18 protein-coding genes are annotated in these 22,677 nt (G+C 60.9%); 10 read left to right on the top strand and 8 right to left on the bottom strand.

Annotation, left to right across the window (positions count from 1 at the left end; all coding sequences use genetic code 11):
• Positions 1 to 87 precede the first annotated feature (87 nt).
• Positions 88 to 1,590: an ArnT family glycosyltransferase gene (locus I5L79_RS12750; protein WP_196955444.1), complete on the top strand. Its 1,503-nt coding sequence runs from the start codon at positions 88 to 90 to the stop codon at positions 1,588 to 1,590.
• Between the two features lie 12 nt (positions 1,591 to 1,602).
• On the opposite strand, the gene I5L79_RS12745 is transcribed toward I5L79_RS12750, so the two are convergent.
• The gene (locus I5L79_RS12745; RefSeq protein WP_196955443.1) at positions 1,603 to 3,045 is read right to left on the bottom strand and encodes an aldehyde dehydrogenase; all 1,443 of its coding nucleotides are present in this window, start codon (positions 3,043 to 3,045) and stop codon (positions 1,603 to 1,605) included.
• Positions 3,046 to 3,150: 105 nt separating this feature from the next.
• On the opposite strand from I5L79_RS12745, the gene I5L79_RS12740 reads away from it, so the two are divergent.
• Complete coding sequence (locus I5L79_RS12740) at positions 3,151 to 4,902, top strand: glycosyltransferase family protein (protein WP_196955442.1); 1,752 nt, start codon at positions 3,151 to 3,153, stop codon at positions 4,900 to 4,902.
• Between the two features lie 65 nt (positions 4,903 to 4,967).
• Here I5L79_RS12740 and I5L79_RS12735 read toward each other — a convergent pair whose 3' ends face one another.
• The 4 genes from I5L79_RS12735 to I5L79_RS12720 all read right to left on the bottom strand — a co-directional run bounded on the left by I5L79_RS12735 (position 4,968) and on the right by I5L79_RS12720 (position 9,972).
• A complete protein-coding gene (locus I5L79_RS12735; protein WP_196955441.1) occupies positions 4,968 to 5,912 on the bottom strand; it encodes a glycosyltransferase family 2 protein in 945 nt (314 codons plus the stop codon).
• 26 nt (positions 5,913 to 5,938) lie between these two features.
• Positions 5,939 to 6,688, bottom strand: a complete 750-nt coding sequence (locus I5L79_RS12730; protein ID WP_196955440.1) for a class I SAM-dependent DNA methyltransferase — start codon at positions 6,686 to 6,688, stop codon at positions 5,939 to 5,941.
• Positions 6,689 to 6,738: 50 nt separating this feature from the next.
• Entirely contained in the window at positions 6,739 to 7,455 is a 717-nt protein-coding gene (locus I5L79_RS12725) for a glycosyltransferase (RefSeq protein WP_196955439.1), read from the bottom strand.
• A 264-nt stretch (positions 7,456 to 7,719) separates the two neighbouring features.
• Positions 7,720 to 9,972, bottom strand: a complete 2,253-nt coding sequence (locus I5L79_RS12720; protein WP_196955438.1) for a hypothetical protein — start codon at positions 9,970 to 9,972, stop codon at positions 7,720 to 7,722.
• 103 nt (positions 9,973 to 10,075) lie between these two features.
• Here I5L79_RS12720 and I5L79_RS12715 point away from each other — a divergent pair, with 103 nt between their 5' ends.
• From I5L79_RS12715 to I5L79_RS12705, 3 genes are read left to right on the top strand one after another with little or no spacing between them, the layout of a single operon-like run.
• Entirely contained in the window at positions 10,076 to 11,650 is a 1,575-nt protein-coding gene (locus I5L79_RS12715; protein ID WP_196955437.1) for a glycosyltransferase family 39 protein, read from the top strand.
• A 17-nt stretch (positions 11,651 to 11,667) separates the two neighbouring features.
• Entirely contained in the window at positions 11,668 to 13,074 is a 1,407-nt protein-coding gene (locus tag I5L79_RS12710; RefSeq protein ID WP_196955436.1) for a hypothetical protein, read from the top strand.
• A gap of 32 nt (positions 13,075 to 13,106) precedes the next feature.
• Positions 13,107 to 13,637, top strand: coding sequence for a hypothetical protein (locus I5L79_RS12705; RefSeq protein ID WP_196955435.1), 531 nt, complete (start codon positions 13,107 to 13,109; stop codon positions 13,635 to 13,637).
• 13 nt (positions 13,638 to 13,650) lie between these two features.
• Here I5L79_RS12705 and I5L79_RS12700 read toward each other — a convergent pair whose 3' ends face one another.
• Together I5L79_RS12700 and I5L79_RS12695 are read right to left on the bottom strand one after the other, a co-directional pair.
• Positions 13,651 to 14,376, bottom strand: coding sequence for a glycosyltransferase family 2 protein (locus tag I5L79_RS12700; RefSeq protein ID WP_196955434.1), 726 nt, complete (start codon positions 14,374 to 14,376; stop codon positions 13,651 to 13,653).
• An 83-nt stretch (positions 14,377 to 14,459) separates the two neighbouring features.
• Entirely contained in the window at positions 14,460 to 15,251 is a 792-nt protein-coding gene (locus I5L79_RS12695; protein WP_196955433.1) for an SDR family oxidoreductase, read from the bottom strand.
• A 132-nt stretch (positions 15,252 to 15,383) separates the two neighbouring features.
• On the opposite strand from I5L79_RS12695, the gene I5L79_RS12690 reads away from it, so the two are divergent.
• From I5L79_RS12690 to I5L79_RS12670, 5 genes are all read left to right on the top strand, one after another.
• Complete coding sequence (locus I5L79_RS12690) at positions 15,384 to 15,920, top strand: 3-hydroxyanthranilate 3,4-dioxygenase (protein ID WP_196955432.1); 537 nt, start codon at positions 15,384 to 15,386, stop codon at positions 15,918 to 15,920.
• Positions 15,921 to 15,941: 21 nt separating this feature from the next.
• Complete coding sequence (locus I5L79_RS12685) at positions 15,942 to 17,015, top strand: amidohydrolase family protein (protein WP_196955431.1); 1,074 nt, start codon at positions 15,942 to 15,944, stop codon at positions 17,013 to 17,015.
• Between the two features lie 26 nt (positions 17,016 to 17,041).
• A complete protein-coding gene (gene kynU / locus I5L79_RS12680; RefSeq protein ID WP_196955430.1) occupies positions 17,042 to 18,325 on the top strand; it encodes a kynureninase in 1,284 nt (427 codons plus the stop codon).
• 113 nt (positions 18,326 to 18,438) lie between these two features.
• Positions 18,439 to 19,077: a hypothetical protein gene (locus I5L79_RS12675; RefSeq protein ID WP_196955429.1), complete on the top strand. Its 639-nt coding sequence runs from the start codon at positions 18,439 to 18,441 to the stop codon at positions 19,075 to 19,077.
• Between the two features lie 2 nt (positions 19,078 to 19,079).
• On the top strand, positions 19,080 to 19,679 hold the full coding sequence (locus tag I5L79_RS12670; protein WP_196955428.1) for an alpha-ketoglutarate-dependent dioxygenase AlkB family protein: 600 nt from the start codon (positions 19,080 to 19,082) through the stop codon (positions 19,677 to 19,679).
• An 89-nt stretch (positions 19,680 to 19,768) separates the two neighbouring features.
• Here I5L79_RS12670 and I5L79_RS12665 read toward each other — a convergent pair whose 3' ends face one another.
• Entirely contained in the window at positions 19,769 to 22,450 is a 2,682-nt protein-coding gene (locus I5L79_RS12665) for a TonB-dependent receptor (protein WP_196955427.1), read from the bottom strand.
• Between the last annotated feature and the right edge of the window lie 227 nt (positions 22,451 to 22,677).

Here is a 22,677-nt window from a genome sequence, read left to right as displayed (position 1 = left end):
CCGCAACTCATTCGGTCGGGTTTGATAACGCCCGGCGGTAGCTACCTTTGGCTGCCGCCGGGCGTTTTTGCGTGGGGCTTGTCTTTTATGTCGTTATCCTTTCTGGCTGCCCGCCCCGTGCCGCGCTGGTTCTGGCCCCTGCTGCTGGGGCTGAATTTTCTGCTGCACCTGCCGTTTTTCGCGCTGCCGCCCAATGCCAACCACAGCTGGCGGCAATGCAACACTATGGCTGTGGCCCGCAACTTCGCCGAGGAAAGCATGAACATCCTGCGGCCCCGCGTAGACCGGCGCGGTACCACCGATGGCGTGACGGGCATGCAGTTCCCGGCCTACGAGTGGACGGTGGCGGCCGCCTACCAAACCCTGGGCTTCCACGAAAGCCTGCCCCGGCTCATCAACTGGCTGATTTTTGCGGCGGGGGTGGTGGCCTGCTTCGGGTTGGTGCGGGAGTTGAGCGGTTCGGTGGGGCTGGCAGCCGTGGCCGCGTGGGCGCTGGCCTGGAGCCCGGAGCTGTTTTACCATTCCATCAATGCCCTGCCCGATGTGCTGGCGCTGTCGGCCTCCCTGGGCGGGCTGTATTTCTTTCTGCGCTGGTACCGGGGCAGTGGCAGCGCAAAAGCCTACAGCGCGGCCTTGCTGCTGACGATATTGGCGGGCCTCACCAAGCTGCAGTACCTGGCCATCGGCGCGCCCATTGCGGTGCTGGTGCTGCGCGACCTGTGGCAGTGGCGCCTCACAGTAAGCCGCGGCGCGTGGCTGGCGCTGTTTGCGGGCCTGGCGGTGGGCGTGCCGTTGCTGTGGTACGCCTACGCCCTGCGCCTGATTCAGGAGTCGGGCCTGGCTGACTTTGGGCTGGAGCTGCGCCCGGCTGAAAGCCTGGTGGCCGGCCTCAAAACCCTGCGCGACAACCTGATTTCAGACCTGCCGGAGCTGCTGGTGGGCTATAGTGGCGCCGTGCTGCTGGCGCTGGGACTGGTAGCGCTGGTGCGGGGGCGCTACGCCCGGCGCTGGTGGTTTGGGCCGCTACTGGCCTGGGCCGCTGTGCTGCTGGCTTATCACCTCATTGAGCTGCGCCAAATGGATGTGCACCAGTACTATATGCTGCCCTACCTGCCGCTGCTGGCCCTGGCAGTTGCGCTGGGTGCTGCTTGGCTAAGCCAACGCGGCCGCCGGGCCGTAGTGCTGCTGGCGGTGTTGCTGGTGGCTCAGCCGGTTATTGCTGCCTTCCGCATCATTCCGGCCCGCTGGCTGAAGGGAGCCCGCGAAGTGCCCGCCGAGCTTTTTGACCCCGCTAGCCGGGCCGCCTTGTCCTCCGCCGTGCCCAATTCCGCGCTGTGCGTGGTTGGCCCCGATGTATCGGGCTGCAAATACTTCTACTTCCTGCACAAGAAAGGCTTCGGCTTCAGCGAAACGGCCGAGCTGACAGCGCCCGGCAGCACCTACCTGGCCGACTGCATCCGACAGGGGGCCCGCTACCTCTACACCAGCGACTCTACCATCTTCAACAGCCCCCCCGCCCGCCCATACATGGGCCGGGAAATCCGGCGGGCCGGCGAGTTCCGGGTGGTGGAACTGCGGCCAGTGCCGTAAGCAGGCTTCTACCTACAGCTTAACCGTAATGCTTTGCGGCTCGGTGAAAAAGCGCAGGGCTTCCAGGCCGCCTTCGCGGCCCACGCCGGAGTTCTTCATGCCGCCGAAGGGCGTACGCAGGTCGCGGTGCAGCCAGGTGTTTATCCACACGATGCCACTGTGTAGGGCGTGCGCCACGCGGTGGGCCCGGTTCAAGTCGCGCGTCCAGATGGTGGCAGCCAAGCCGTACTCGGTGCCATTGGCCCAGGCCAACACCTGCTCTTCCGTATCGAAAGGCGTGAGCGTGACTACGGGGCCGAAGATTTCCTCCCGGTTCACGCGGCAGTCGGGTGCCAGCCCTTCAAACACCGTAGGCTGCAGGAAATAACCCCCGGCGCAACGGCCGGCCACCTGCACGCGCTGCCCGCCGGCCAGCAGCGTGCCGCCTTCCTGGTGCGCCAGCTCGATGTAGCTCAATACTTTCTCTAGATGCGCCTCGCTCACCAAGGCGCCCTGGCTGGTATCGGCGGCCTGCGGGTCGCCCACCGTTAGCCCGGCCACGCCAGCCAGAAACTGCTCTTTAAATGGCTCATAGATGCTGCGCTCAATGAAAATGCGCGAGCCGCACAGGCAGATCTGGCCCTGATTGGCGAAGGAGCTGCGCAAACTGGTGCGCACGGCCTCGGCCAGGTCGCAGTCGGCGAAAATGAGGTTGGGGTTTTTGCCGCCCAGCTCCAGGGAAAGTTTCTTGAACATGGGGGCGGCGGTACGGGCAATATGCTCCCCGGTTTTGGTGCCCCCCGTGAAGCTGATGGCTTTCACGCTCGGATGCTCCACCAGAGCCTGGCCTACCACTGGCCCGGTGCCGTGCACAATGTTGAGCACCCCGGCCGGTAAGCCGGCTTCCAGGCACAGCTCACTCAGCAGGAAAGCGGTGTAGGGCGTAACTTCCGACGGCTTGGCCACCACGCAGCACCCGGCGGCCAGGGCCGGCGCAATCTTCCAGGTGAACAGGTAAAGCGGCAGGTTCCAGGGCGAAATGCAGGCCACTACCCCCAGCGGGTGGCGCACCGTGTAGTTGAGGGCCACGCCTTCCTGAAAGTGGGTTTCGGAGGCAAAATGCTGGGCCGCCGTGCCGAAAAACGCGAAGTTGCTGGCTGCCCGCGGAATATCCACCGTGCGGGCCAGACTCACGGGCTTGCCGTTGTCCTGGCTTTCAGCCTGGGCCAGCGGTTCCAGGTCGCGCTCAATAAGCTCGGCAATGCGCACCAGCAAACGGCCACGCTCCTCGGCCGGCAGGCGCCGCCAGGCGGGCAGAGCCGCTTCGGCAGCCCGCACGGCCTGGGTTACGTCTTGGGCATCGGAAGCCGGAATCTGGCTGAATACCTGGCCGGTGGCGGGCTCGATATTAGGCAGGTACTGGCCGTTGGCGGCGGGTACCAGCAAGCCATTAATGTAATTCTGAAGCTGCACCATAGCGGGAAAGAAAGCAACGGCAAGGTAACGGCAGCTAACGGGAATAGCTACTTTTGCCGGGCGCAGCCGCAGGCTGGCTGCTCTTCGTGCTTTATCGACTTTATAATGAAAAACTGGTTGCGCGTGGCGCTCCTGCTGGCCGCCTATGGCCTGTTGTTCGTGGTGTTTACGTGGCCACTAGCCCAGCATTTCACTTCCTCCTTTCTGGCCGTGCCCGGGCGCGACTCCTACCAGTTTTTCTGGAATGCCTGGCATTTTCGCGAGGCCGTGCAGAGTGGTAAAAATCCGTTTTTCACCGACTGGATCCTGTATCCGCAAGGCTCCGGCTTGGTGATGCATGCTTACACACCTGTCCTGGGTGCGTTGAGCGTGGTGCTGGGCAACGATATGCTGGCCGTGAATATGGGGCTGCTGCTGAGCTACGCCTTTTCGGGCACGGGGGCGTACCTGCTGGCGCGGCGCTGGGTGCGCAGCCCGCTGCTGTGCCTGCTGGCGGGGTTCATCTTCGCGTATTCGCCCTACAAGCTCCAGCGCCTGCCCGAGCACTACAACCTGGTACTCACGGCCACGGTGCCCTTCTATATCCTGCTGTTTCTGCGGGCTTTCGAGTTTCGGGAAGGCCGGTTTCTGCCGCTGGTGCGCAGCTGGGCGGCGGTGGCAGGCTGCTTTGGGCTGGGCGTGCTCACCTTGCTGAGCGACTACTACGTGCTGTTTGGCCTGCTTTACTTCTCCCTGCTCTATGCGGCGTGGTTCTGGCTGCGTATCGGGCGCATCCGGTGGCGCACGTGGCGGCCGTGGGCCTGGCTGGCGGGCATTCTGGTCGTAAGTCACATTGCCATCCGGCTGCTGCGCCTGGCCGGTGCAAACGAAAACGGCGGCATCTGGTGGGGCGGCGACGTGGTGTCCTACCTGATGCCGCCGCCTACCAGCCGCTTCGTGTACTGGGACTGGGCCGCCCGTCTGTATACTAATGCCAAGGTGTTCAACATGCCCGGCTCCCTCGAAAATACCGTGTTCATCGGCTACGCGCTGCCGCTGCTGGCTCTCGGGCTGTGGGCTATGCGGCTGGCAGGGCAGCGGCCGGCCTCGCGGCGGTTTCAGGATGTTGGCGGCCGGCCGCTGGCCTGGGTGCTGATTGTTTTCCTCTTGTTTACGGTGCCGGCCCTGCGCATTTACGGGCACGAGCGGCTGAACCTGCCTACCGCTTTTCTGCACTTTATTCCGTTTTTCAACAACATCCGCTGCCCCACCCGCTGGAGCATGATGATAGGCTTATTACTGCCGATTGTATCGTTCAGTGCCCTGGAAGCGGCCTGGCACCTGCGGCTGCGCCCCCTGGTGCAAACCGCACTCAGCTTGTTGCTGCTGGTCGTTGTAGGCATCGAGTTCTGGCCCAAGCCCTACCAGCGGGCTTCACAGGCCAGCATTCCGGCGGTATACCGGCAGGTGGCCAGGCTGCCGGGCACTTCCCTTATTCCCATTCCACTGGGTGTCCTCGATGGCTACCACCAGGTGGGCTACCTGGAGGCGGAGCAGATGTTTTACCAAACGCTGCACCGCAAAAAGCTGCCCATTGGTTACCTCTCGCGGGTGCGGCCCGAGCTGTTTGCCTCGATGAGGCAGGAGCCCGTGCTGCGCGCCATCCTATATCAGCAGACCAAGCCCGACACGGTGCAGCCCGCGCCGCCCACCGTCCCACAGGTGCAGGCGTTTCTGAAAACCTACGACCCGGCAGCCTTTGTGGTAGGGCCTGCGTACCGAAACCAGCCGGTACACACATTCCTGCGCCAGCTGCTGTTGCCCTACGGCTACCGCGAGCAGCTGATAGATGGCTACGTGCTGCTGGCTGCCCCGTAATCCGTTGCCAGTTGCCCGTTACCCGTTGTCAGTAGCCAGCGTTTATTTCTGGCAACTGGCATTGGTTAGTGGGTAACTGATTCATTAATAGGGATATTGGTGTCGGAGATGATGTATAGGGGTCGGCGGCGCACGTTGGCGCTCAGGCGGGCCAGGTACTCGCCAATCAGGCCAATGGCAATGAGCTGCACCCCGCCCAGAAACAGGATGCTCACCATCAGCGAAGCCCAGCCTGGCTGGTAGTCGCCCGTTACAAAGCGGGCGTAGAGCGTGTAGAGCATCACCAAAAAGGCCAGGCCCGATACCACGAAGCCGCTCACGGTGGCCACTTTCAGGGGCACGTCCGAAAAGCCCGTGATGCCGTCCAGGGCCAGCCGGATCATCTTGCGGTAGGTGTAGCCGGTTTCGCCCCCGGCCCGCTCGGCGCGGTCGTACTCGATGTAGGTTTGCCGGTAGCCAATCCAGGAAATCTGCCCCCGGATAAACTTGTTTTGCTCGGGCATCTGCTTGAGCGCCTCCACCACCTTGCGCGACACAATGCGGAAGTCGCCGGTATCTACGGGGATGGAGATGTTGGTGATGCTGGCCAGCAGGCGGTAAAACAGCTTGGCCGTGAACTTCTTGGCGGCACTTTCGCCCTGGCGGGAACGGCGCTTGGCGTACACCACCTCAAAGCCCTGCTGCAGCTTCTGGTAAAGCTGCGGAATCAGCTCGGGCGGGTCCTGCAAGTCGGCATCGATGATGGCTACGGCCTCGCCCAGCGACAAGTCCAGCCCGGCCGTCACGGCAATCTGGTGGCCGAAGTTGCGGCTGAAGTCGATGTAGCGCACGTCGGACTCCCGGGCCGCCAGATCCTGAATCAGCTCCAGGGACCGGTCGCGGGAGCCGTCGTTGATAAAGATGTACTCGCAGCGCAGCTGCGTGGGGTCCAGCACCGAGCGCAGCCGCGCGTACAGGGTTGGGATATTGGCTTCCTCGTTGTAGATGGGAATAATAACGGACAGATCCACGGCGCGAAAGAGTAAGTCAGGAAACATCAGGCAGGTTTTCGGGCCACGGCAAAGGTGCTCACGCCCAAGGGGAAGTTCAGGCGGCGCAGCCAGCGGTTTTCCGCCTTCAGCAGGCCAAAAAGGGCGCTGTTGGCGGGACCGGCCAGCTGCTTCAGGTCGCCGGCCCCAGTGGTGGCCAGACCGGTGGCCTGCGCCAAGCGCTGCAGGCGGCGCACCAAGGCCGTTGGGAAGAACAGCAGGAAATTCCAGTACGAAGCCCGCTCTACCCGGAAACCCGCAATGCCCAGCACCTGGCGCAGATAGGAAAGCGTATAGCGCCGAAAATGGTGGTTTACTTCGTCGTGGCGGCTCCACAGAAACTGGTAGGCGGGCACAAACACGATGAGGTGGCCGCCGGGCCGCAGCACCCGTTGCCACTCGCGCAGGGCCTCGGCTTCGTCTTCAATATGCTCCAGCACGTCGGAGGCTACCACTACATCAAAGGAGTTATCGGCGAAATCAAGGCGGGCACCGTCCATCACCATCACCTGCTCGAAGCCCCGGGCCTGGGCCATGGCAATGGCATTGTCGCTCACATCAATACCGGTGAGGTGCTGGTAGCCGGCCGCCCGCAAGGCCAGCAGCAGCGGCCCGCCCGAGCAGCCGATTTCCAGAATATCGGCTGTGCGCGGCAACCGGAGCTGCTGAATCTGCTCAAATACAATGTCGCGGCGGCCTGCAAACCACCAGTGCTGCTCTTCCAGCTGATGATACCGGGCTTCGTAGGTAATATCCATAAGCGGCCTAAAGATACACGATTGGGCTGGGTGGTAAACCGAGTCTAGCGCTAGCGCACCCGTTGTACCAGCAGTTTCAGGAAGCTACTTCCTTCTGTCAGCAATACGCCCAGGTTCATGCGTGAGAAGACTACGCTAGGGCGCAACTGCACCGGTACCGGCATTACCCGCAGCCCCGCTTCCGGCCGCGAAGCCAGGTAAATAAACTCCAGGTCGAAGAGGTAGCGGTTAATGGTAGTAGCCAGAAAAACGGCCCGCCCGCGGGCATTGAAACCCTTAAGGCCACATTGGGTATCAGATACCTGTAAACCCAACAGGTAGTGCGTGCTGCGCCGCAGCAACTTGGAAATGACAATGCGCGCACGCGGGACCTGGGCATAATACTGCGGACTACGGCTGCCCACAGCAATATCGGCTCCGGCCTGCAAGGCGGCCAGTACCTGTTGCACGCTAACCTCTTCGTAAGGAAAGTCGATATCAGTAAAAAGGCACAGCGCATGCTGCGCGTGCTGTACGCCATAGCGCAGGGCGTAGCCCTTGCCTTGGTTGGCACTGTAAGCCAGGTAGCGAGCTGTAGGCAACAACTCCCGCAAGTGGGCTACCTCGGCAGGCCCCACGCCGTGAGTAGAGCCATCATTCACCACCAGTACGTGCAGGTCAATGTGGGGCAGGAGCCGGGCCAGTCGCTCTACACTAGCCGCCAGGTTGGATACCCAGTTGGCGGGCGGGTTGTAGCAGGGCAGAATTAAATCGACGGAAGTAAGCATTCAGGTAGCAGGCTACGCACGGATTTTTTGGGAAGAGAGCAGATAAGAATTCACAGGGTAAGGCAGCAGAGGTTATAGGGGTATAGCTAGACGTAAAACATAAAGCAGATAATGATAAATGATACCCGATGATCAGTATGCAGATAGCTCGTGGCAGAAATGCACAGCCAAAGTAACGCTGGAGAAAAGATCAGCCTGTTTTTGACACGACAAGGCGCATTTAGCGGTGAGCAGAAAGACAGGGAAATACTGAAAAGTGGGGTACTACTCGTGCAGAGGGTAATTGTTGTATAATACCTGGCGACCAAGGGTATCGACGACAGGGGTACTGGCTGGCCTTAAGAGCAGGCTGGTAGCTGCCAGGCTGTCCTGAGTTGCCACTATTTCCACCTGGCGGGTATCGGGGGCAAGCCGGAAGCGGACAGCCGCGCGGCCCCAGCCCTGATATAAATCCATCAGCTGGTTAAGAAAAGCGTCGTGTGTGGGGCCGGGTTGCCCTGCGGCATTCAGTTCCCGTACTTGCAGCACGGGTAAAGCATCAGTTAAGCGCAGCCACGCCGAAACCTCCAGCCCGGCCGAGTCGGGGGGAGGGAAGGGGCCACGGTATAGCACTGTCAGGCCAGTCCCGGTTATTACACCGTCGCCGAGAGGGCTGCGGCGGCCTGGCCAGCGAGGCCGCAGATGGGGGCCGGCCGGCCGGGGCCGGGTTAGCACGGCCTGGCGTGCCGGCTCGGCCGCCATAGCCGCCACTGGTAGCTCGTACAGCTGCACGCCTTGGACCGTCAGCAGGTGCCGTGCGCGAGCCAGCAACTGTTGTTCGGCGGGGCGTAAATGCTCGGGCGCACCCGTTACCAGCACTAGCAGGGGCTTGGCCGAAGGCAGCGCCGAAATCAGCTCCCGCGGCAGCCAGGGCGCCCCTAGCAGTTGCATTTCACTCAACATCTGATGCCGGGAAGTGCGAGACAGCATAGCGGCGTGCAGCGGTAGCCCTGTTGCCAGGGAAGCCCGCATTGACTCCCACTCCGAAACGCGGGTGCCTTCCAGCCCTATGCCCTCGCCCCCCACCAGATAGAGTGGCAATGGCAGAATAGCCTGAAACTGCTCGGGCCGCCGATGCGCCCACGACAGCAAGTCCGGGTAGTTGCCGCGCGGCGACGTAAACGATTCGCCGATGGGGCTAAGTACTATTCGATTGGCTCGCAGATGGGAAAAGGTATAGCCTTCCAGCAGCCAACCGCCACCCAGGAGCACTAGAGGGGCCACAGCCAAGGCACCAACCCGATGCTGGCGCAAGTAACGCGTGAGCTGGTACAGATAGAATACCGCGTAGGCCCCCCAGATATAGTAGAACACCCAGGCGAATCGGCCGATGGAGCGGAACTGTCGCAGGGGCGGCAGGTAATTCAGCCAATGCTCTAAGCCAAATACGAAGGGCATACCACTAGCAAATAAAAGGACCAGCACCCCAGCCCATATGCCCCGCTGTAGGGCAGGAGGCAAGGCCGGCCGCAGTATCAGCCTCCAGTGGCCACGTACTAGATAGCGCAGCACCCGCCAACCACTCAGGACCAATACCAGCCCCGGCACCAGGCCCACGTATGACCAGCCTTCCCACAGGGGCTCTTCGTTATGAAACGCACTACGCCAGCCCGTAGCAAGGGGCTCGTATATAGGAAACCATACGCTGCTGAACGTCGCCCGGTACACCAGAAAGCCAAAAGGGGTGGCAGGACGGTCGGTAACGGCATCAGTGAGGGCCATCCAGCCCTGAAACAATATTACCGGTACTACGGTGGCCAGCAGAAGCCAGCCAACTATGGACAGCGCGTAGCGCCCCCTGCGGCGCCACTGTATGAGTGCTAGCAGGGCATGGGCCCCGCTGAGTAAGGCGGCGGTAGGTACGTAATAGGGGTGTAGCAACCCAGCCAGGGTAGCCGCCGCCACGTAGGCCAACAGCCAGCCCCACCGGAGCCTGGTTTCGGTGGCCCGCAGCAGCAAATACCAGAGCAGGGGAATAATGAAGGCATAGGCTAAGGCGTAGTGAGCTAAGGCACGCTCAAACTGGGGAGCCATTAGAGTGAGTAGTAAGGCTCCAGCCGCCGCCCACCACGGCGGCAGCCAGCACCGCCGCAGCACTGCGTACAGCACCAGCGCAGTAGCAGGCACACAGCCCAGTAGCAGCAGATTTTGCAGCCCTAGTAGCTGCCCTGCCGTGTAGTTAATGCCTAGCTGGCGCAGCGTAGCCAGTGGGATGCTCAGCAGCGGCTGTCCATCGGCGTATACCACATGCTCGCCGAAGGGATGCAGCATACCCTGAAAGTGTAGCCCCTTGCCATAGAGCGCATGGTATATGACCGTATAATAGTTTTTCACGGAGTCCCCCTCCGAACCACTCATGTACTTGTCGGGAGCTAATAGCACAGGGCTGTACTCCCACGCCAGCCAGATGGCTAGCAGCAGCAGCAGCACATGCCAAGCTGCTACCCGCCGTAGCACCGGAAAACGAATTAAACGCATAGAAAGCGGGCCTTGAAGTCAGGAACCATCAAAAGTAGAGAATTCGGCTTCGTGTGTAGTTGGTAGTAGGTTACAGTTGGCAGCGTCGTATTACTTTTGACGCATGCCCGCGTCCGCCGCTCTGAATCCGCTGCCTGCCTTTTCCCGCCGAACCTCCTGGCTGGTGGCGGCTGGTCTGCTGGTCTGGGCTCTTCTGCTGCATGGCCGCTACCTGAGTCACCTGCCCGAAGGCATTCACTCCTGGGCACAGGCCGACCGCCTGGCCCTGGCCTTGAGCTACTATGACCACGGCATGCACCTGTTTCGCCCGCAAACTTTCAGTTTGCAGTCAGTAGATGGGGTAGTGGGCGTAGAGTTTCCGTTACTGGCCTACCTGGCAGCCCTAGGAGGCAAGATGCTGGGCCGGGAGGCCGTGGTGCCCCTGCTACGGTTGCTTACTTTATTGACAACGGTACTAGGTGGATGGTACGCGTTTCGGATGGTGTATGAGCGCAGTGGGCGGGTACTGCTGGCTTTGGTGCCAGCGGTTTTTTGGTTGACCTCACCAGTGGTAGCCTTCTATGCCAATAACTTTCTGCCCGATTCCCCGGCCGCGGCCCTTTGTCTGGTGGGTTTTTACTACTATCTGCGTTTCGTCGATTATCGGCGCCTTGGCGACCTACGCTGGGCGGCCTTGGCGCTGTTGGTGGGTACCCTGCTTAAAACATCCGCAGGCGTGTACCTGATAGCCGTGCTGGGTAGTACGGTCTTGTGGGCCTACCTGCAACCGGTCTACTTGGGGCTATACGGCCGTTTGTGGCTGCTGGGGCTTCTACTGACCAGCCTAGGCCTGATAGTGGGCTACACGATTTATAACCAGCAACTTAATGCGCTTTATCAGTCTGATCTGTTTATTGCCGCTCCGCGCCCGCTCGAGTCCTGGCACCAACTCGACGCCGTCTGGATCCGCATCCGCGACTTATGGGCCCGCGAATACCTTACCCCTCTGCACTATGCGGTGCTGGTAGGTACTCTGGTGGTATTAGCTGTGCGCCGTGGCAGCTACCGCACCTATGGAGCCTGGTACGCGCAGGTGGGACTGGGCTTGATAGGGGCACTGTGTTTTTTCGGCCTAATGGGGCAGCAGTATTTCGACCACGATTACTACGTCATTGCCCCATTTGGGCCGGTGCTGGTTTTGCTGGTAGCCTTGGCCGCTCTACAGCTGGCGCACAGCTCTTGGCCTCGATGGGCGCCTACACTGGCAGGTATGCTGCTGCTGGCACTGGTCGGGTGGGGCGGCTGGCGTTTCTGGCAGCGGCAGCAACCGGTCTATTTGCCATTCAGCGGGTTCTACGACCACCAATGGCTTATGGGTGGGGCTGAGGCCCTGCGTCAGGCCGGCGTGCCAGATCAGGCCACGTTGCTGGTAATGAGTGATATGCAGGCTCCCAATACTGCCTTGGTTTATTTCGACCGGCGTGGGCTTGTCTGGAAGCGTAACCCTCTCGGAACGACGCTACCCGATGTAGAAAAGCAGATGGCCGATTTCGGCCTTAGCCATCTGGTTCTGCCCCGCGCGGCTTTCGAGCAATGGTGGGCCAGCACACCGGCAGCCCAAGCGTCTTTTCGGCCTATAGTACGCCAGCCGGCCTTTGTAGTGCTGGCTCGTCAACCCGCCGTTCCTCACTGGCCCTAATTTCTGTCCCGTTTCTGATGAACAGGCAATTCTCTTATTTGCAGCAGAGGGCAGGCGTATTCTGGGGTGCTCTGAGCATCCTTACCCTTCTTACGGCAGCGCTGTACAACGGCTTCCCGCTGGTCACTTCCGACACGGGTACGTACATCTTCAGCGGCTTGCACCTGCAGGTTCCTTTAGACCGCCCGCTTACTTACGGCTTGTGGCTGCGGCTTACCAGCCTGCGGCATACGCTGTGGGGACCGGTGCTGGCGCAAAGCGTGGTAATAACCTATTTGTTGCTACGCAGCCTCGCTACCTGGGCTCCACGGCTGCAGCCGGGGCTGGGGCGCTGGCTGGTAGTGGCAGCGGTGAGCTGGGGCAGTGGGCTGCCCTGGTTTGTGGGCCAACTGATGCCTGATATTTTCACAGCTATCGGCGTATTGGCACTCGGGCTGCTGTGGCTGCGTCCGCGGCTGGCAGCAGTAGAAACGCTGTTACTGTTAGGGCTGGTAGCCTTGGCCGCTACTGTGCATGCTTCCAATCTTGTTTGCTACTCGGTGCTGGTTGGGTTGGTGGGGGGCTACCGCTATTGGAGCCATCAGTCGTCCCCGGTGGTGCAGCGCTACTGGCTCACTACAGCAGTGGTACTGGCCGGGTGGGTTTTGTTGCCAGCCCTGCATGCTGCTTTTGGAGGCGGTTTTGCGGCCTCACGCGGGAGCCATGTGTTTCTTATGGGCCGACTAGCGGAAACCGGTATGCTGGACCGGGTACTTCACGATCAGTGCCAGAACCACAATTGGCAGTTGTGCCAGCACCGGGCCGAGCTTCCCGACAATGCCGTGGACTTTATCTGGCCCACCGAAAGTGTCCTCAACCGCACGGGAGGATGGGAAGGTAGCCGGGCCGAATACACCGAAATTTTAGGCGTGGTAGCCCGCACACCCCGCTACTACCCGGTGTTGCTGGAAGAAGCCTTACAGGCCACCGGCCGCCAGCTGGTGCATAATAAGGTAGGCGACGGCCTTACCCGCCAAGTCGAAAACAGCAACGCCTTCTGGAAAATCCAGGAAAGCTTTGGCTACGAGCTCAAGGAGTATACCAACTCACTGCAAAATCATAACCAACTGCACTTCGATGACCTAAACGAGCGGTATACTCTACTGCTGGTGCTAAGCGGGATAGGGCTTTTGCTCGTGTGGGCCTCCGGCCAACTAAGGCCCGACGCCCGGGCCTGGGTTCTGCTGGTGGTGGTAGCTCTGGTGCTCAATGCTGCCGTTACGGCCAACCTGGCCAACGTGCTAGACCGCCTGCAGGCACGGGTAGTGTGGCTGTTGCCATTTGTGGCTTGTACGCTGCTGGTACAGCACGGACTGCTATGGTGGCACCGGCTGCGTCCTCGTTTCCGCTTGGTAGCCGACGAGCCGAGCCCCCCCATGGTGTAAGTTGCCGGCTCAATTGCCTTTTTAAACCCCTTATGAAAGCTTCCCGTTTGCTTTTTCCCGCCTTGGTTGCAGCTTTAGCAGCCTGCCGCCCGGCCGCTCCAGCCGCCGAGGAGCCCTTGGTGCATACCGATTTCGATTCGCTGGTAGGCTGGGTGCCCGATGCCGCCACCCTGCGCACCGAACAGGCCCATTCCGGTAGCTATGCCGTGCGCGTCGATGAGGGGCATGAGTTTGGTCTCACCTGCAACCGCATGCTGGGCGAAGCCAGTTCGCGCCGCCTGTTGGGCGTGCACGTCGAGGCCTGGGCTTATCGTACTGGCGAGGCCGGCGGGGCTCGGCTGGGCATTATCGTGTCCGACCCTACTACCAATACCAACGTGGTCGACGCCGGCGTGGACCTGGAGGCGCAACTGCCTAAGCCGGGACAATGGTATCGGGTCCAGGAGGATATTACCTTCCCGCCCACCGTGCAATACCAGCACCGCCTTACTACCTTCTTGTGGCGCTCAGCTGCTTCAGCCCCGGTTTACCTGGACGATCTGACGATTACGGGCCGCTATTAGCTAAACGGGGAAATTACAGGCTCAGCAGCCCGTAGCGCAGAATGCAGTAGATGGCCCGAAATCCGTCGCGCCAGCCAATTTTCTTGCCCTCGGCGTAGGTGCGGCCGTAGTAGCTGATGCCCACTTCGTAGATGCGCACGCCGGGAATACGGGCGACTTTGGCCGTCACTTCCGGCTCGAAGCCAAAGCGCTTTTCCTCCAGCTGCAAGCCCTGGATAATGTCGCGGCGGAACAGCTTGTAGCAGGTTTCCATATCCGTCAGGTTCAGGTCCGTGAACATGTTGGAGAGGAAGGTGAGGACCTTGTTGCCGATGCTGTGCCAGAAAAACAGGATGCGGTGCGGGTTGCCGCCCATAAAACGCGACCCAAATACCACATCGGCAAAGCCTTTAAGTATAGGCTTGAACATGATATTATATTCCTCGGGGTCGTATTCCAGGTCGGCGTCCTGAATGATAACGTAGTCGCCGGTGGCTTCGCGGATGCCGGTGTGCAGGGCTGCGCCTTTGCCCTGGTTCACGGCGTGATGCAGCAGGCGCAGGTTCAGCTCGGGGTACTGCGCGGCGTAGGCGGCCAGCACCGCGGCCGAGGCATCGGTGGAGCAGTCATTCACCAGAATAATTTCCTTCCGGATGCCGTTCACCAGCTCCAGCACCCGCAATCGATCCAGAATCTGATGCACCGTGCGCGCCTCGTTGTACACCGGCACTACAATAGAAAGGGTGTCGAACTTAACCAAAGGTTGAATAGCTGAATGGGTGGAATGGTTAGATAAGTTAAAGGCGGATAAACCACAGAGGTTAGTTCCTCACCTATTCAAACCTACAAACTACTGGTGCGGCCGCCATCTACGGGTACGTTGATGCCGTTGATGTACGCGGCGGCGGGGGACGCCAGGAAGGCCACAGCAGCGGCTACTTCGTCGGCCAGGCCAAAGCGGCCGGCCGGAATCAGGCGCAGCATACCGGCTTCTACCTGCTCGGTGGTCTGGCCGGTTTGGGCGGTTTTCTTTTCGATGAGGGATGTATGCCGCTGCGTAAGCGTGGCCCCGGGCAGCACATTGTTTACCGTGATGCCGTGCGGGCCCAGCTCGTTGGCCAGAGTTTTGGCCCAGTTGCCTACGGCTCCGCGGATGGTGTTGCTCACGCCCAGGCCCGGGAGCGGCTGCTTTACGGAAGTGCTGATGATGTTGATGATGCGCCCGCGCCTGCGCTCCTGCATGGCCGGAACCACGGCCTGGGCCAGCAGCTGGTTGCAAACCACGTGCTGCTCAAACGCGGCCCGCAGCGCCTCTACGGAAGCCTCCAGTAAAGGGCCGCCGGCCGGACCACCCGTATTGTTTACCAGAATATCGAAGCCGGCCGGGTGAGCAGCCAGGTAGGCGGCCACGCGCTGCTGCACCTGCACAGGCTGGGCGTAGTCGGCCACGAGGTAGGAGTGGGCCTGGCCGGCCGGAGTGGGCAGGCTGGCGGCTACTTCGCGCAGGCGGTCTTCGTTGCGGGCCAGCAGCACCACGGTAGCGCCGAGGCGGGCCAGCTCTTCGGCCACGGCCTGACCAATGCCCTGGGTGCTGCCGCCTACCAGCGCGACTTGGGAAGAAAGGGAAAGATTCACGGAAACAGGGGTTAAGCAAGGCGAAAGGTAGAAACTTACGACCGTAGGCCGAAAATTGGCCCCGTAATTCCGACCTTAGGCCGGCCGACAGGTGTTCGGCTGCCGTTTGTTCTCGCCCAATTCCCGCCTGCTATGCCCGTTGCCCGCCCCTTTAACTTCCAGCAGTGGATAGATGAACACCGCCATTTGCTGAAGCCCCCGGTAGGCAACCAGCAGGTGTTCAAAGACAACAAGGATTTTATTGTGATGGTGGTGGGCGGCCCCAATGCCCGCAAAGACTACCACGTAGACGAAGGTGAGGAGCTGTTCCTGCAAATTGAGGGCGACATCGTGGTCAAGATTATCGAAGATGGCAAGCCCGTCGATATCGAAATCAAGGCCGGAAGCATGTTTCTGCTGCCGGCCGGAGTGCCCCACTCGCCCCGCCGGCCGGCCGGCACGGTGGGCCTGGTGCTGGAGCGCTACCGCACCCCCGGCGAGCTGGACGGCTTTCAGTGGTACTGCGAAAACTGCGGCCACAAGCTCTACGAGGAGTTTGCCGAAATCACCGACATCGTGGCTCAGCTGCCGCCCATCATGAACCGCTTCTGGCAGGATGAGCACAAGCGCACCTGCCAGGTGTGTGGCACCGTGATGGCACCGCCCGCACCAGCAAAGACTGAGGAGTAAGGAATGAAGAACGGCTCTTCCATGAGTGCATCCGCTGACTCCTCCTTTCTTACTCCTCATACCTCACTAGCGGTAGACATTCACACCCACATCCTGCCCGAGCGGTGGCCCGACCTGCGCGAGCGGTACGGCTACGGCGGCTTTGTGCGGCTGGAGCACCACAAGCCGTGCTGCGCCCGCATGATGCAGGACGACAAGTTCTTCCGCGAAATTCAGGACAACTGCTGGGACCCGCAGGTGCGGATGCGCGAGTACGACCAGTTTGGCGTGCAGGTGCAGGTGCTCAGCACGGTGCCCGTCATGTTCAGCTACTGGGCCAAGCCGCTGGATACGCTGGACCTGAGCCGCTTGCTCAACGACCATATTGCCGACGTAGTGCGCCGCTACCCCACGCGCTTTGTGGGCCTGGGCACGTTGCCCATGCAGGCGCCCGATCTGGCCGTGCGGGAACTGGAGCGGTGCGTGAAGGAGCTGGGTTTGGCTGGCGTACAGATCGGCTCCCACATCAACGACTGGAACCTCGATGCCCCCCAGCTGTTCGAGGTGTTTGCGGCGGCCGAGGAGCTGGGCGCCTGCGTGTTTGTGCATCCCTGGGACATGATGGGCCAGCAGAAAATGCCCAAGTACTGGCTGCCCTGGCTGGTGGGCATGCCCGCCGAAAGCACCCTGGCGCTCTGTTCATTGATATTTGGCGGGGTGCTGGAGCGGCTGCCAAAGCTGCGCGTGGCCGTGGCCCACGGCGGCGGCACCTTTGCCAGTACCATCGGCCGCATCGAGCACGGCTGGCAGGTGCGCCCCGACCTCTGCGCTGTTGATAACCCGGTGAACCCACGCGAGTACCTGGGCCGGTTCTGGGTTGACTCGCTGGTGCACGACCCGCTGATGCTGGACTACCTGGTGAAGACGCTGGGCGCCGACAAAATCACGCTGGGCACCGACTACCCGTTTCCGCTGGGTGAGCTGGAGCCCGGGCAGCTGATCCGGTCCATGCCTTTCGCCGACGATATCAAAGCCCGGATGCTGGGCCAGAACGCCCTGGACTGGCTGGGCTTGCCGGCCGCGCGGTTTGCTGCCGCTGGTGCCTGCCACCACTAGCCAGCACCGCCTATCTTTACCCACCCATGACGTTTCCCTTCGAACCCACCCCTGAGTTTGCGGCCCGCCTCGACGAGCAGGATCCGCTGCGCTTTTTCCGGTCCCAGTTTCATATTCCGCTTGCGCCCGATGGGCAGGAAGCCGTGTACTTCTGCGGCAACTCCCTGGGCCTGCAGCCGCGGGCAGCCCGCGCCGCCGTGGAGCAGCAGTTTGCTTCCTGGGAAGAGCGGGCCGTAGAAGGTCACTTTCTGGGCGACGACCCCTGGATGCACTACCACCAAACCCTTACCGACGTGACGGCCCAGCTGGTGGGTGCCCGGCCGCTGGAAGTAGTGGTGATGAACAATCTCACCGTAAACCTGCACCTGCTGCTGCTGAGCTTCTACCGGCCTACGCCCACGCGCTACAAGGTGCTGATGGAAGGCGGCGCTTTTCCCTCCGACCAGTACGCGCTGGAAAGCCAGGTGAAGCTGCACGGCTTCCGACCCGATGATGCTATTGTGGAGCTAGTCCCGCGCCCCGGCGAGCATACCTTGCGCACCGAGGACATCGAAGCCACTATTCGGGAATTAGGTGACTCGCTGGCCACCATTATCCTGGGTGGGGTGAACTACTACACCGGGCAGGTGTTTGATATGGCCGCCATTACCCGGGCCGGCCACGCCGTGGGCGCCACCGTAGGCTTCGATCTGGCCCACGCGGCCGGCAACATCGAGCTGCATCTGCACGACTGGGATGTGGATTTTGCCTGCTGGTGCTCTTACAAATACCTGAACTCCGGCCCCGGCGGCACCAGCGGGGTATTTGTGCACGAGCGGTTTGCCCACAGCCCTGAGCTGCCGCGCCTGGCCGGCTGGTGGGGCCACGATCCGGCCGAGCGGTTTCAGATGAAAAAGGGCTTCCGGCCCATGCCTGGTGCGGCTGGCTGGCAGCTGTCCAACGCCCAGATTTTTCCTTTGGCCATTCATCGGGCGGCTCTGGCCATTGTGGCCGAAGCGGGTGGGATGCCCGCGCTGCGCCGCAAAAGTGAGTTGCTTACCGGCTACCTGGAGTTTTTGCTGCGCCGCCTGAACCTGCCGGCTTCCCGCCTCGAAATCATTACCCCCACCGACCCCGCCCAACGGGGTTGCCAGCTTTCCCTGCTGGTGCACGAGGGCGGCCGGGCGCTTTTTGAGCACCTGGCGGCGGCCGGCGTCATTGCCGACTGGCGCGAGCCCAACGTGATTCGGCTGGCGCCGGTGCCGCTCTACAATTCTTTTCGGGATGTGCAGCGGGCCGGCGCCGTGCTGGCAGCCTGGGCCGAAGTATAAGATTCCGGGCAACTTTCGCCGACTGCCCGTGGTTTTACGTTGGTATATCCTGACCGCCGGAGGGCTTCCTCCATTTGAGCTAAAGTGCCATGTATGAAGAGTATGCGGAGAAGATGAGCCGCAAATCCCTGCCTGAGCTGTACCTGTACGTGCACAAGCGCGGGGAGTACCGCGAAGATGCCGTGCTGGCCGCCCTCGACGAGCTGGCCCGGCGCGGGGAACAACCGGCCGAAGCCGAAGCCATCCGCGCCGAGCTGCTGCCCATTGTAGAGCAGCAGCAGGAAGAGAAAAAGCAGCTGGCCGTCCGCGACGTGGAACCTACGGCTGCCACTGCTTATGTGCCCACTGAGGATACCGGCCCCGCGCTGTATACCCCGGGGACGATTGTGCTCTTTTCGATGCTGTTCTCCTTTCTGGCTGGTGGTATCCTGCTGGTCATGAATATGTTCCGCCTCAAAGAGCCCGGTAAGGCTATTCGCGTGGTAGTATTTATGGCAGCTTTTCTGGCTGCCCAGTACTACGGGCTGCTGTGGCTCAATGCGGAATATGGACCGCAGATTCAGGTGGCTCAGGTTCAGATAGTCAGCGTGGTGGTGAACTTCGTTGCGGTTCTCATATACTTGCTGTATTTCTGGCCGCGCTACGTGGGTGCCCAGCCTTACGTCAGTCGGCGTTGGCTGCCAGCCCTGATAGTTTGTCTTGTACTGCTATATGCTCTGTTTAAAGTGTATATGGCGGGCATAGCTAAATAAAAGTGCCCCTGACGCTGCTTTCCCGGCCGCAGGCCGAAGTATGGCTGGACGAGAATTTTCTGCCGGCTGCTACGGCTGCCCGGCTATTCGAGGAGCTGCAGAACGCCGTGCCGTGGCGCCAGGAATCTATTACGCTTTTCGGGAAGCCCCGGCTGCAGCCCCGCCTCGCCGCCTGGTACGGCGACGCCACCGCGCACTACCGCTACTCCGGCCTCACGCTGGTGCCCCTGCCCTGGACGCCTACGCTCCAGCAGCTGCGCCGGCAGATAGAAGGCGCCTGCAGCACCTCGTTCAACAGCGTCCTGCTGAACCTCTACCGCTCCGGCCAGGACAGTATGGGCTGGCACGCCGACGACGAGCCGGAGCTGGGGCCCCAGCCGGTTATAGCTTCTCTAAGCCTGGGAGCCACCCGTCGGTTTCGCCTCAAGCCCAAGCCCCGTGCGGGCATTGAAGCGGAACCAGTTTCACTGGATATTGCCTCGGGCAGTTTGCTGGTCATGCGCGGCCTTATGCAGCAGCACTGGCTGCACGCCGTCCCCAAAACGGCTCTGCCCGTCGGCCCACGGCTCAACCTCACGTTTCGCCACATTATGGCTGGCTGAGTAGGCAGAGCTATATGGCGGGTAGAAAAGCAAAAAGGCCTTCCCCAAACAGGGAAGGCCTTTTTATAGGTACTTTCTTTAACTGAAATCTACTTCAGGTTGAAGAGCAGACCCACGTACGCGAGCCGGCCAATGTTGGGGCCGCCATACACTTGCGTGTTGTTCTGGTCCAGCAGGTTCGAGCCGCCCACTTGCAGCGTGGTGTTGATTTTCGGCAGGTTGTAGCCCACGTAGGCGTCGAGGCTGCTGTAGTCGTCGAGCTGACCTACGGCAAAGGGCATTTCGTACAGGTGGCCCTGAGCCCAGCGGTAGTTCACGGAATAGTTGAAGTTGTTTACCGCCACGCCGTTTACGCCGATGTTGAACTTGTGCTTGGGCGTGTTGAAGAACGTCTGGAAGTCCGCGGGCAGCTCCTCATCGTCCAGCAGGTTGAGCGAGTAGTTGCCGGTCAGGTTGAAGGCCTTGGCGAAGTAGTACGTGAGGCCCAGCGCGGCGCCCTGGGTGTTTACTTCCTGGCTGGCGTTGGTCCAGGCCTGAATTACGCGGGTATTGGCTGTGGCGCCCTGGTACTGGCTGGGAGCACCAGCCTGTAGCTGCTGCGGGGTAGGCAGGCTACCATCGCGGTTGCTGATAAAGCGGCGGGCCCCGATGAAGTCGTTGTACTGGTTGCGGTAGTAGTTTACGTCGAGGTAAAGCTTTTCAACCAGAATGCCTTTGTAGCCGACTTCTATCGAGTTCAGGCGCTCCAGCTTCAGCGGATCAATGTTCACGGCCGACAAGTCGGTGGTGCTGTAGCCCTGGAAGCCGTTATCCACGTTGCCCAGAATCAGTACCGGCCCCACATCAAGGCGGATATACTGGTCGAGCTGGGTGGGTGAGCGGAAGGCGCGGCCGTAGGAAGCGCGGAAGTTGTGCTGCTTGCTCTCGCCGGCCGAGTACACCACCGAGGCCCGCGGCGACACAGCCGGGTCGAAGTTTTTGAAGGCGTCCACGCGCACGGCTACGGCCAGCTTCAGGCGCTCTTCCAGCAGCTTGTGCGTGAGCTGCGTGTAGCCGCCCAGTTCGTGGTTCTGAATCCGCTCCGTGTCGTCCGAGAACAGGTTTCCATTGGAACCCAGGCGGAATTTCCGGTAAGCGCCACCCACGATCAGGTCGGTCATATCACCGAACTTGAAGTTGTACTGGGCGTTGCCTTCGTTCAGCAGGGAGCTGGGGTTGAGGCGGGCACCTTTGCCGGGCGTCGCGTCCTTGCTGATCTGGTCGCGTAGCTCCTGAAAGCGGGGGCTATTGGGGTCAAGCTGCTTGGCATCAGCCTGGGCCTTGGCTATAGCCTGAGCCTGCTCCGGGCTGGCACCGCCTGCCCGAGCCTGCTTGTAGGCGACATTATAAGTGCCGAAATACACGTCTACGTTGCGCGCGGCGGCACCGTCTGCTGCCGGAGCCGTCTGAATAAAGGAGCCCAGGAAGTTCAGGTCGTAGGTATCGGCGCCATAGTCCTGCACCGACTGCCCGCGCAGAAACCAGTTCGTGCCTCTGATTTCACCATGGTACTGATTGGTGCCAAAGTTCTTCAGGCGGTAGCGGCTGCTGCTCTGGTAGCTGGCATTGCCGCGGGCCACGCTGGCCCCCACCGTCATTTTGATGTTGTTCGTGAGCAGATACGAAATAGTGGGCTGCACTTTCAACGATTTGGCCTTGTCGTCACTGCCGACCAAGGTCTTTTCATCGAAACCGGGCATGAACACAGTTTTGCCTACCAGTTCTGAGGAAACACCCGTTGGAAATGGCTGCGTGGCGGTGAAGGTATTGCCCACGTCTCCGTACCGGTTCACGGCATCGTAGCCTAAGGGGGAAGACGCATCGCGCCCAGCATTGGTGGGTACCAGGGTAGCGCTGGTAGGAGCATAGTTGCTGGCCAGCCAGTCGTCGGCCGTCAGGTAGGAGCCCACCACTTTGAAGGCGAATTTCTCGCCCAGCTTTTTGGCGTAGCGCAGTTGTCCGTCGAGGTAGCTGCGCTGGCCGCCGCGCAGGCGCACGCTCAGGCCTTCCGTCGAAAAGGGGTCTTTCGAGTTCATCAGCAGCACGCCGTTAAAGGCGTTGGCGCCATACAAAGCGGAAGCCGGTCCGTGGATAATTTCAATACTCTCCAGATCCAGCTCGGGTACCCCAAGCAGGTTGCCCGAGTTTACGTTCAAGCTGGGGCTTTGCGTATCGAAGTAGTCGGTGAGCTGAATCAGGCGCTCCGACTTGGCCGAGTTGAAGCCCCGCGTGCTGATGCTGTTCATCAGCAGGCTGCTGCTGTTCACATCAATGCCTTTGTACTGATTGAGGCCCGCCTGCAGGTCAGCCGTCGGGATTCGCTCAATCTGCTGGCGGTTGAGCTTCTCAATGGTTACCGGCGCCTGCAGAATGCCTTCCTCCACGCGGGAGGCCGCCACTACCACTTCGTTGGTGAAGGCCACGGTGGGCTTCAGCGCCACCTTCAGGCTGGCATCGGGGCTGGTCAGGGACACTTCCTGGGTTTCGTAGCCGATAAACGACACTGACAGCACCACTGGTCCGTCGCCAAAATCGGCGCGCAGCTCAAACTTGCCGTCCCGGTCGGTGCTGGTGCCTACAAAGGTCCCTTTTAGGAAAACCGTGGCCCCGGGGAGTGGGTCGCCCACTTCGGTTTGTACTAAACCGCTAATAGCCGCTTCCTGCTGGGCCAGGGCCGACTGCGCCACACTGCAAAAGAGTAGCAGCAGCCAGAATGAATAAATTTTCCTCATACAGATATGTTGAAAGGGTGTGTGTGCAGAATTGGGCCCCAAAGATACGGGAATATACCCTAACGGCCGCAGGTCGGCTAAGCCGCGCTTGTGGTTTTTGTTATATTTCACTTGTCGCTCGATGAACGGTATTCTCTGCCGGTTGTAGTGACTTCGGTCGTGTAGACTTTGCTATTGGAACACCGCAGGCTATGTAGGTAGTAAAAAGGTTAGCCAGCTAATATCGG

Origin of the sequence: Hymenobacter guriensis, assembly GCF_015773195.1 — a bacterium.
GTDB lineage: Bacteria > Bacteroidota > Bacteroidia > Cytophagales > Hymenobacteraceae > Hymenobacter > Hymenobacter guriensis.
Note: the sequence above shows the minus strand (reverse complement) of the source record. Positions and strands in the feature narration are given on the sequence as shown.

What these genes read in the sequence shown, in the direction of transcription:
- I5L79_RS12720 (WP_196955438.1), bottom strand. Translation starts at nt 9,972, where the DNA reads ATGCGTTTAATTCGTTTTCCGGTGCTACGGCGGGTAGCAGCTTGGCAT.
- I5L79_RS12730 (WP_196955440.1), bottom strand. Translation starts at nt 6,688, where the DNA reads ATGGATATTACCTACGAAGCCCGGTATCATCAGCTGGAAGAGCAGCAC.
- I5L79_RS12750 (WP_196955444.1), top strand. Translation starts at nt 88, where the DNA reads ATGTCGTTATCCTTTCTGGCTGCCCGCCCCGTGCCGCGCTGGTTCTGG.
- I5L79_RS12685 (WP_196955431.1), top strand. Translation starts at nt 15,942, where the DNA reads ATGAGTGCATCCGCTGACTCCTCCTTTCTTACTCCTCATACCTCACTA.
- I5L79_RS12725 (WP_196955439.1), bottom strand. Translation starts at nt 7,455, where the DNA reads ATGCTTACTTCCGTCGATTTAATTCTGCCCTGCTACAACCCGCCCGCC.
- I5L79_RS12705 (WP_196955435.1), top strand. Translation starts at nt 13,107, where the DNA reads ATGAAAGCTTCCCGTTTGCTTTTTCCCGCCTTGGTTGCAGCTTTAGCA.
- I5L79_RS12675 (WP_196955429.1), top strand. Translation starts at nt 18,439, where the DNA reads ATGAGCCGCAAATCCCTGCCTGAGCTGTACCTGTACGTGCACAAGCGC.
- I5L79_RS12690 (WP_196955432.1), top strand. Translation starts at nt 15,384, where the DNA reads ATGCCCGTTGCCCGCCCCTTTAACTTCCAGCAGTGGATAGATGAACAC.
- kynU (WP_196955430.1), top strand. Translation starts at nt 17,042, where the DNA reads ATGACGTTTCCCTTCGAACCCACCCCTGAGTTTGCGGCCCGCCTCGAC.
- I5L79_RS12745 (WP_196955443.1), bottom strand. Translation starts at nt 3,045, where the DNA reads ATGGTGCAGCTTCAGAATTACATTAATGGCTTGCTGGTACCCGCCGCC.
- I5L79_RS12710 (WP_196955436.1), top strand. Translation starts at nt 11,668, where the DNA reads ATGAACAGGCAATTCTCTTATTTGCAGCAGAGGGCAGGCGTATTCTGG.
- I5L79_RS12740 (WP_196955442.1), top strand. Translation starts at nt 3,151, where the DNA reads ATGAAAAACTGGTTGCGCGTGGCGCTCCTGCTGGCCGCCTATGGCCTG.
- I5L79_RS12665 (WP_196955427.1), bottom strand. Translation starts at nt 22,450, where the DNA reads ATGAGGAAAATTTATTCATTCTGGCTGCTGCTACTCTTTTGCAGTGTG.
- I5L79_RS12715 (WP_196955437.1), top strand. Translation starts at nt 10,076, where the DNA reads ATGCCCGCGTCCGCCGCTCTGAATCCGCTGCCTGCCTTTTCCCGCCGA.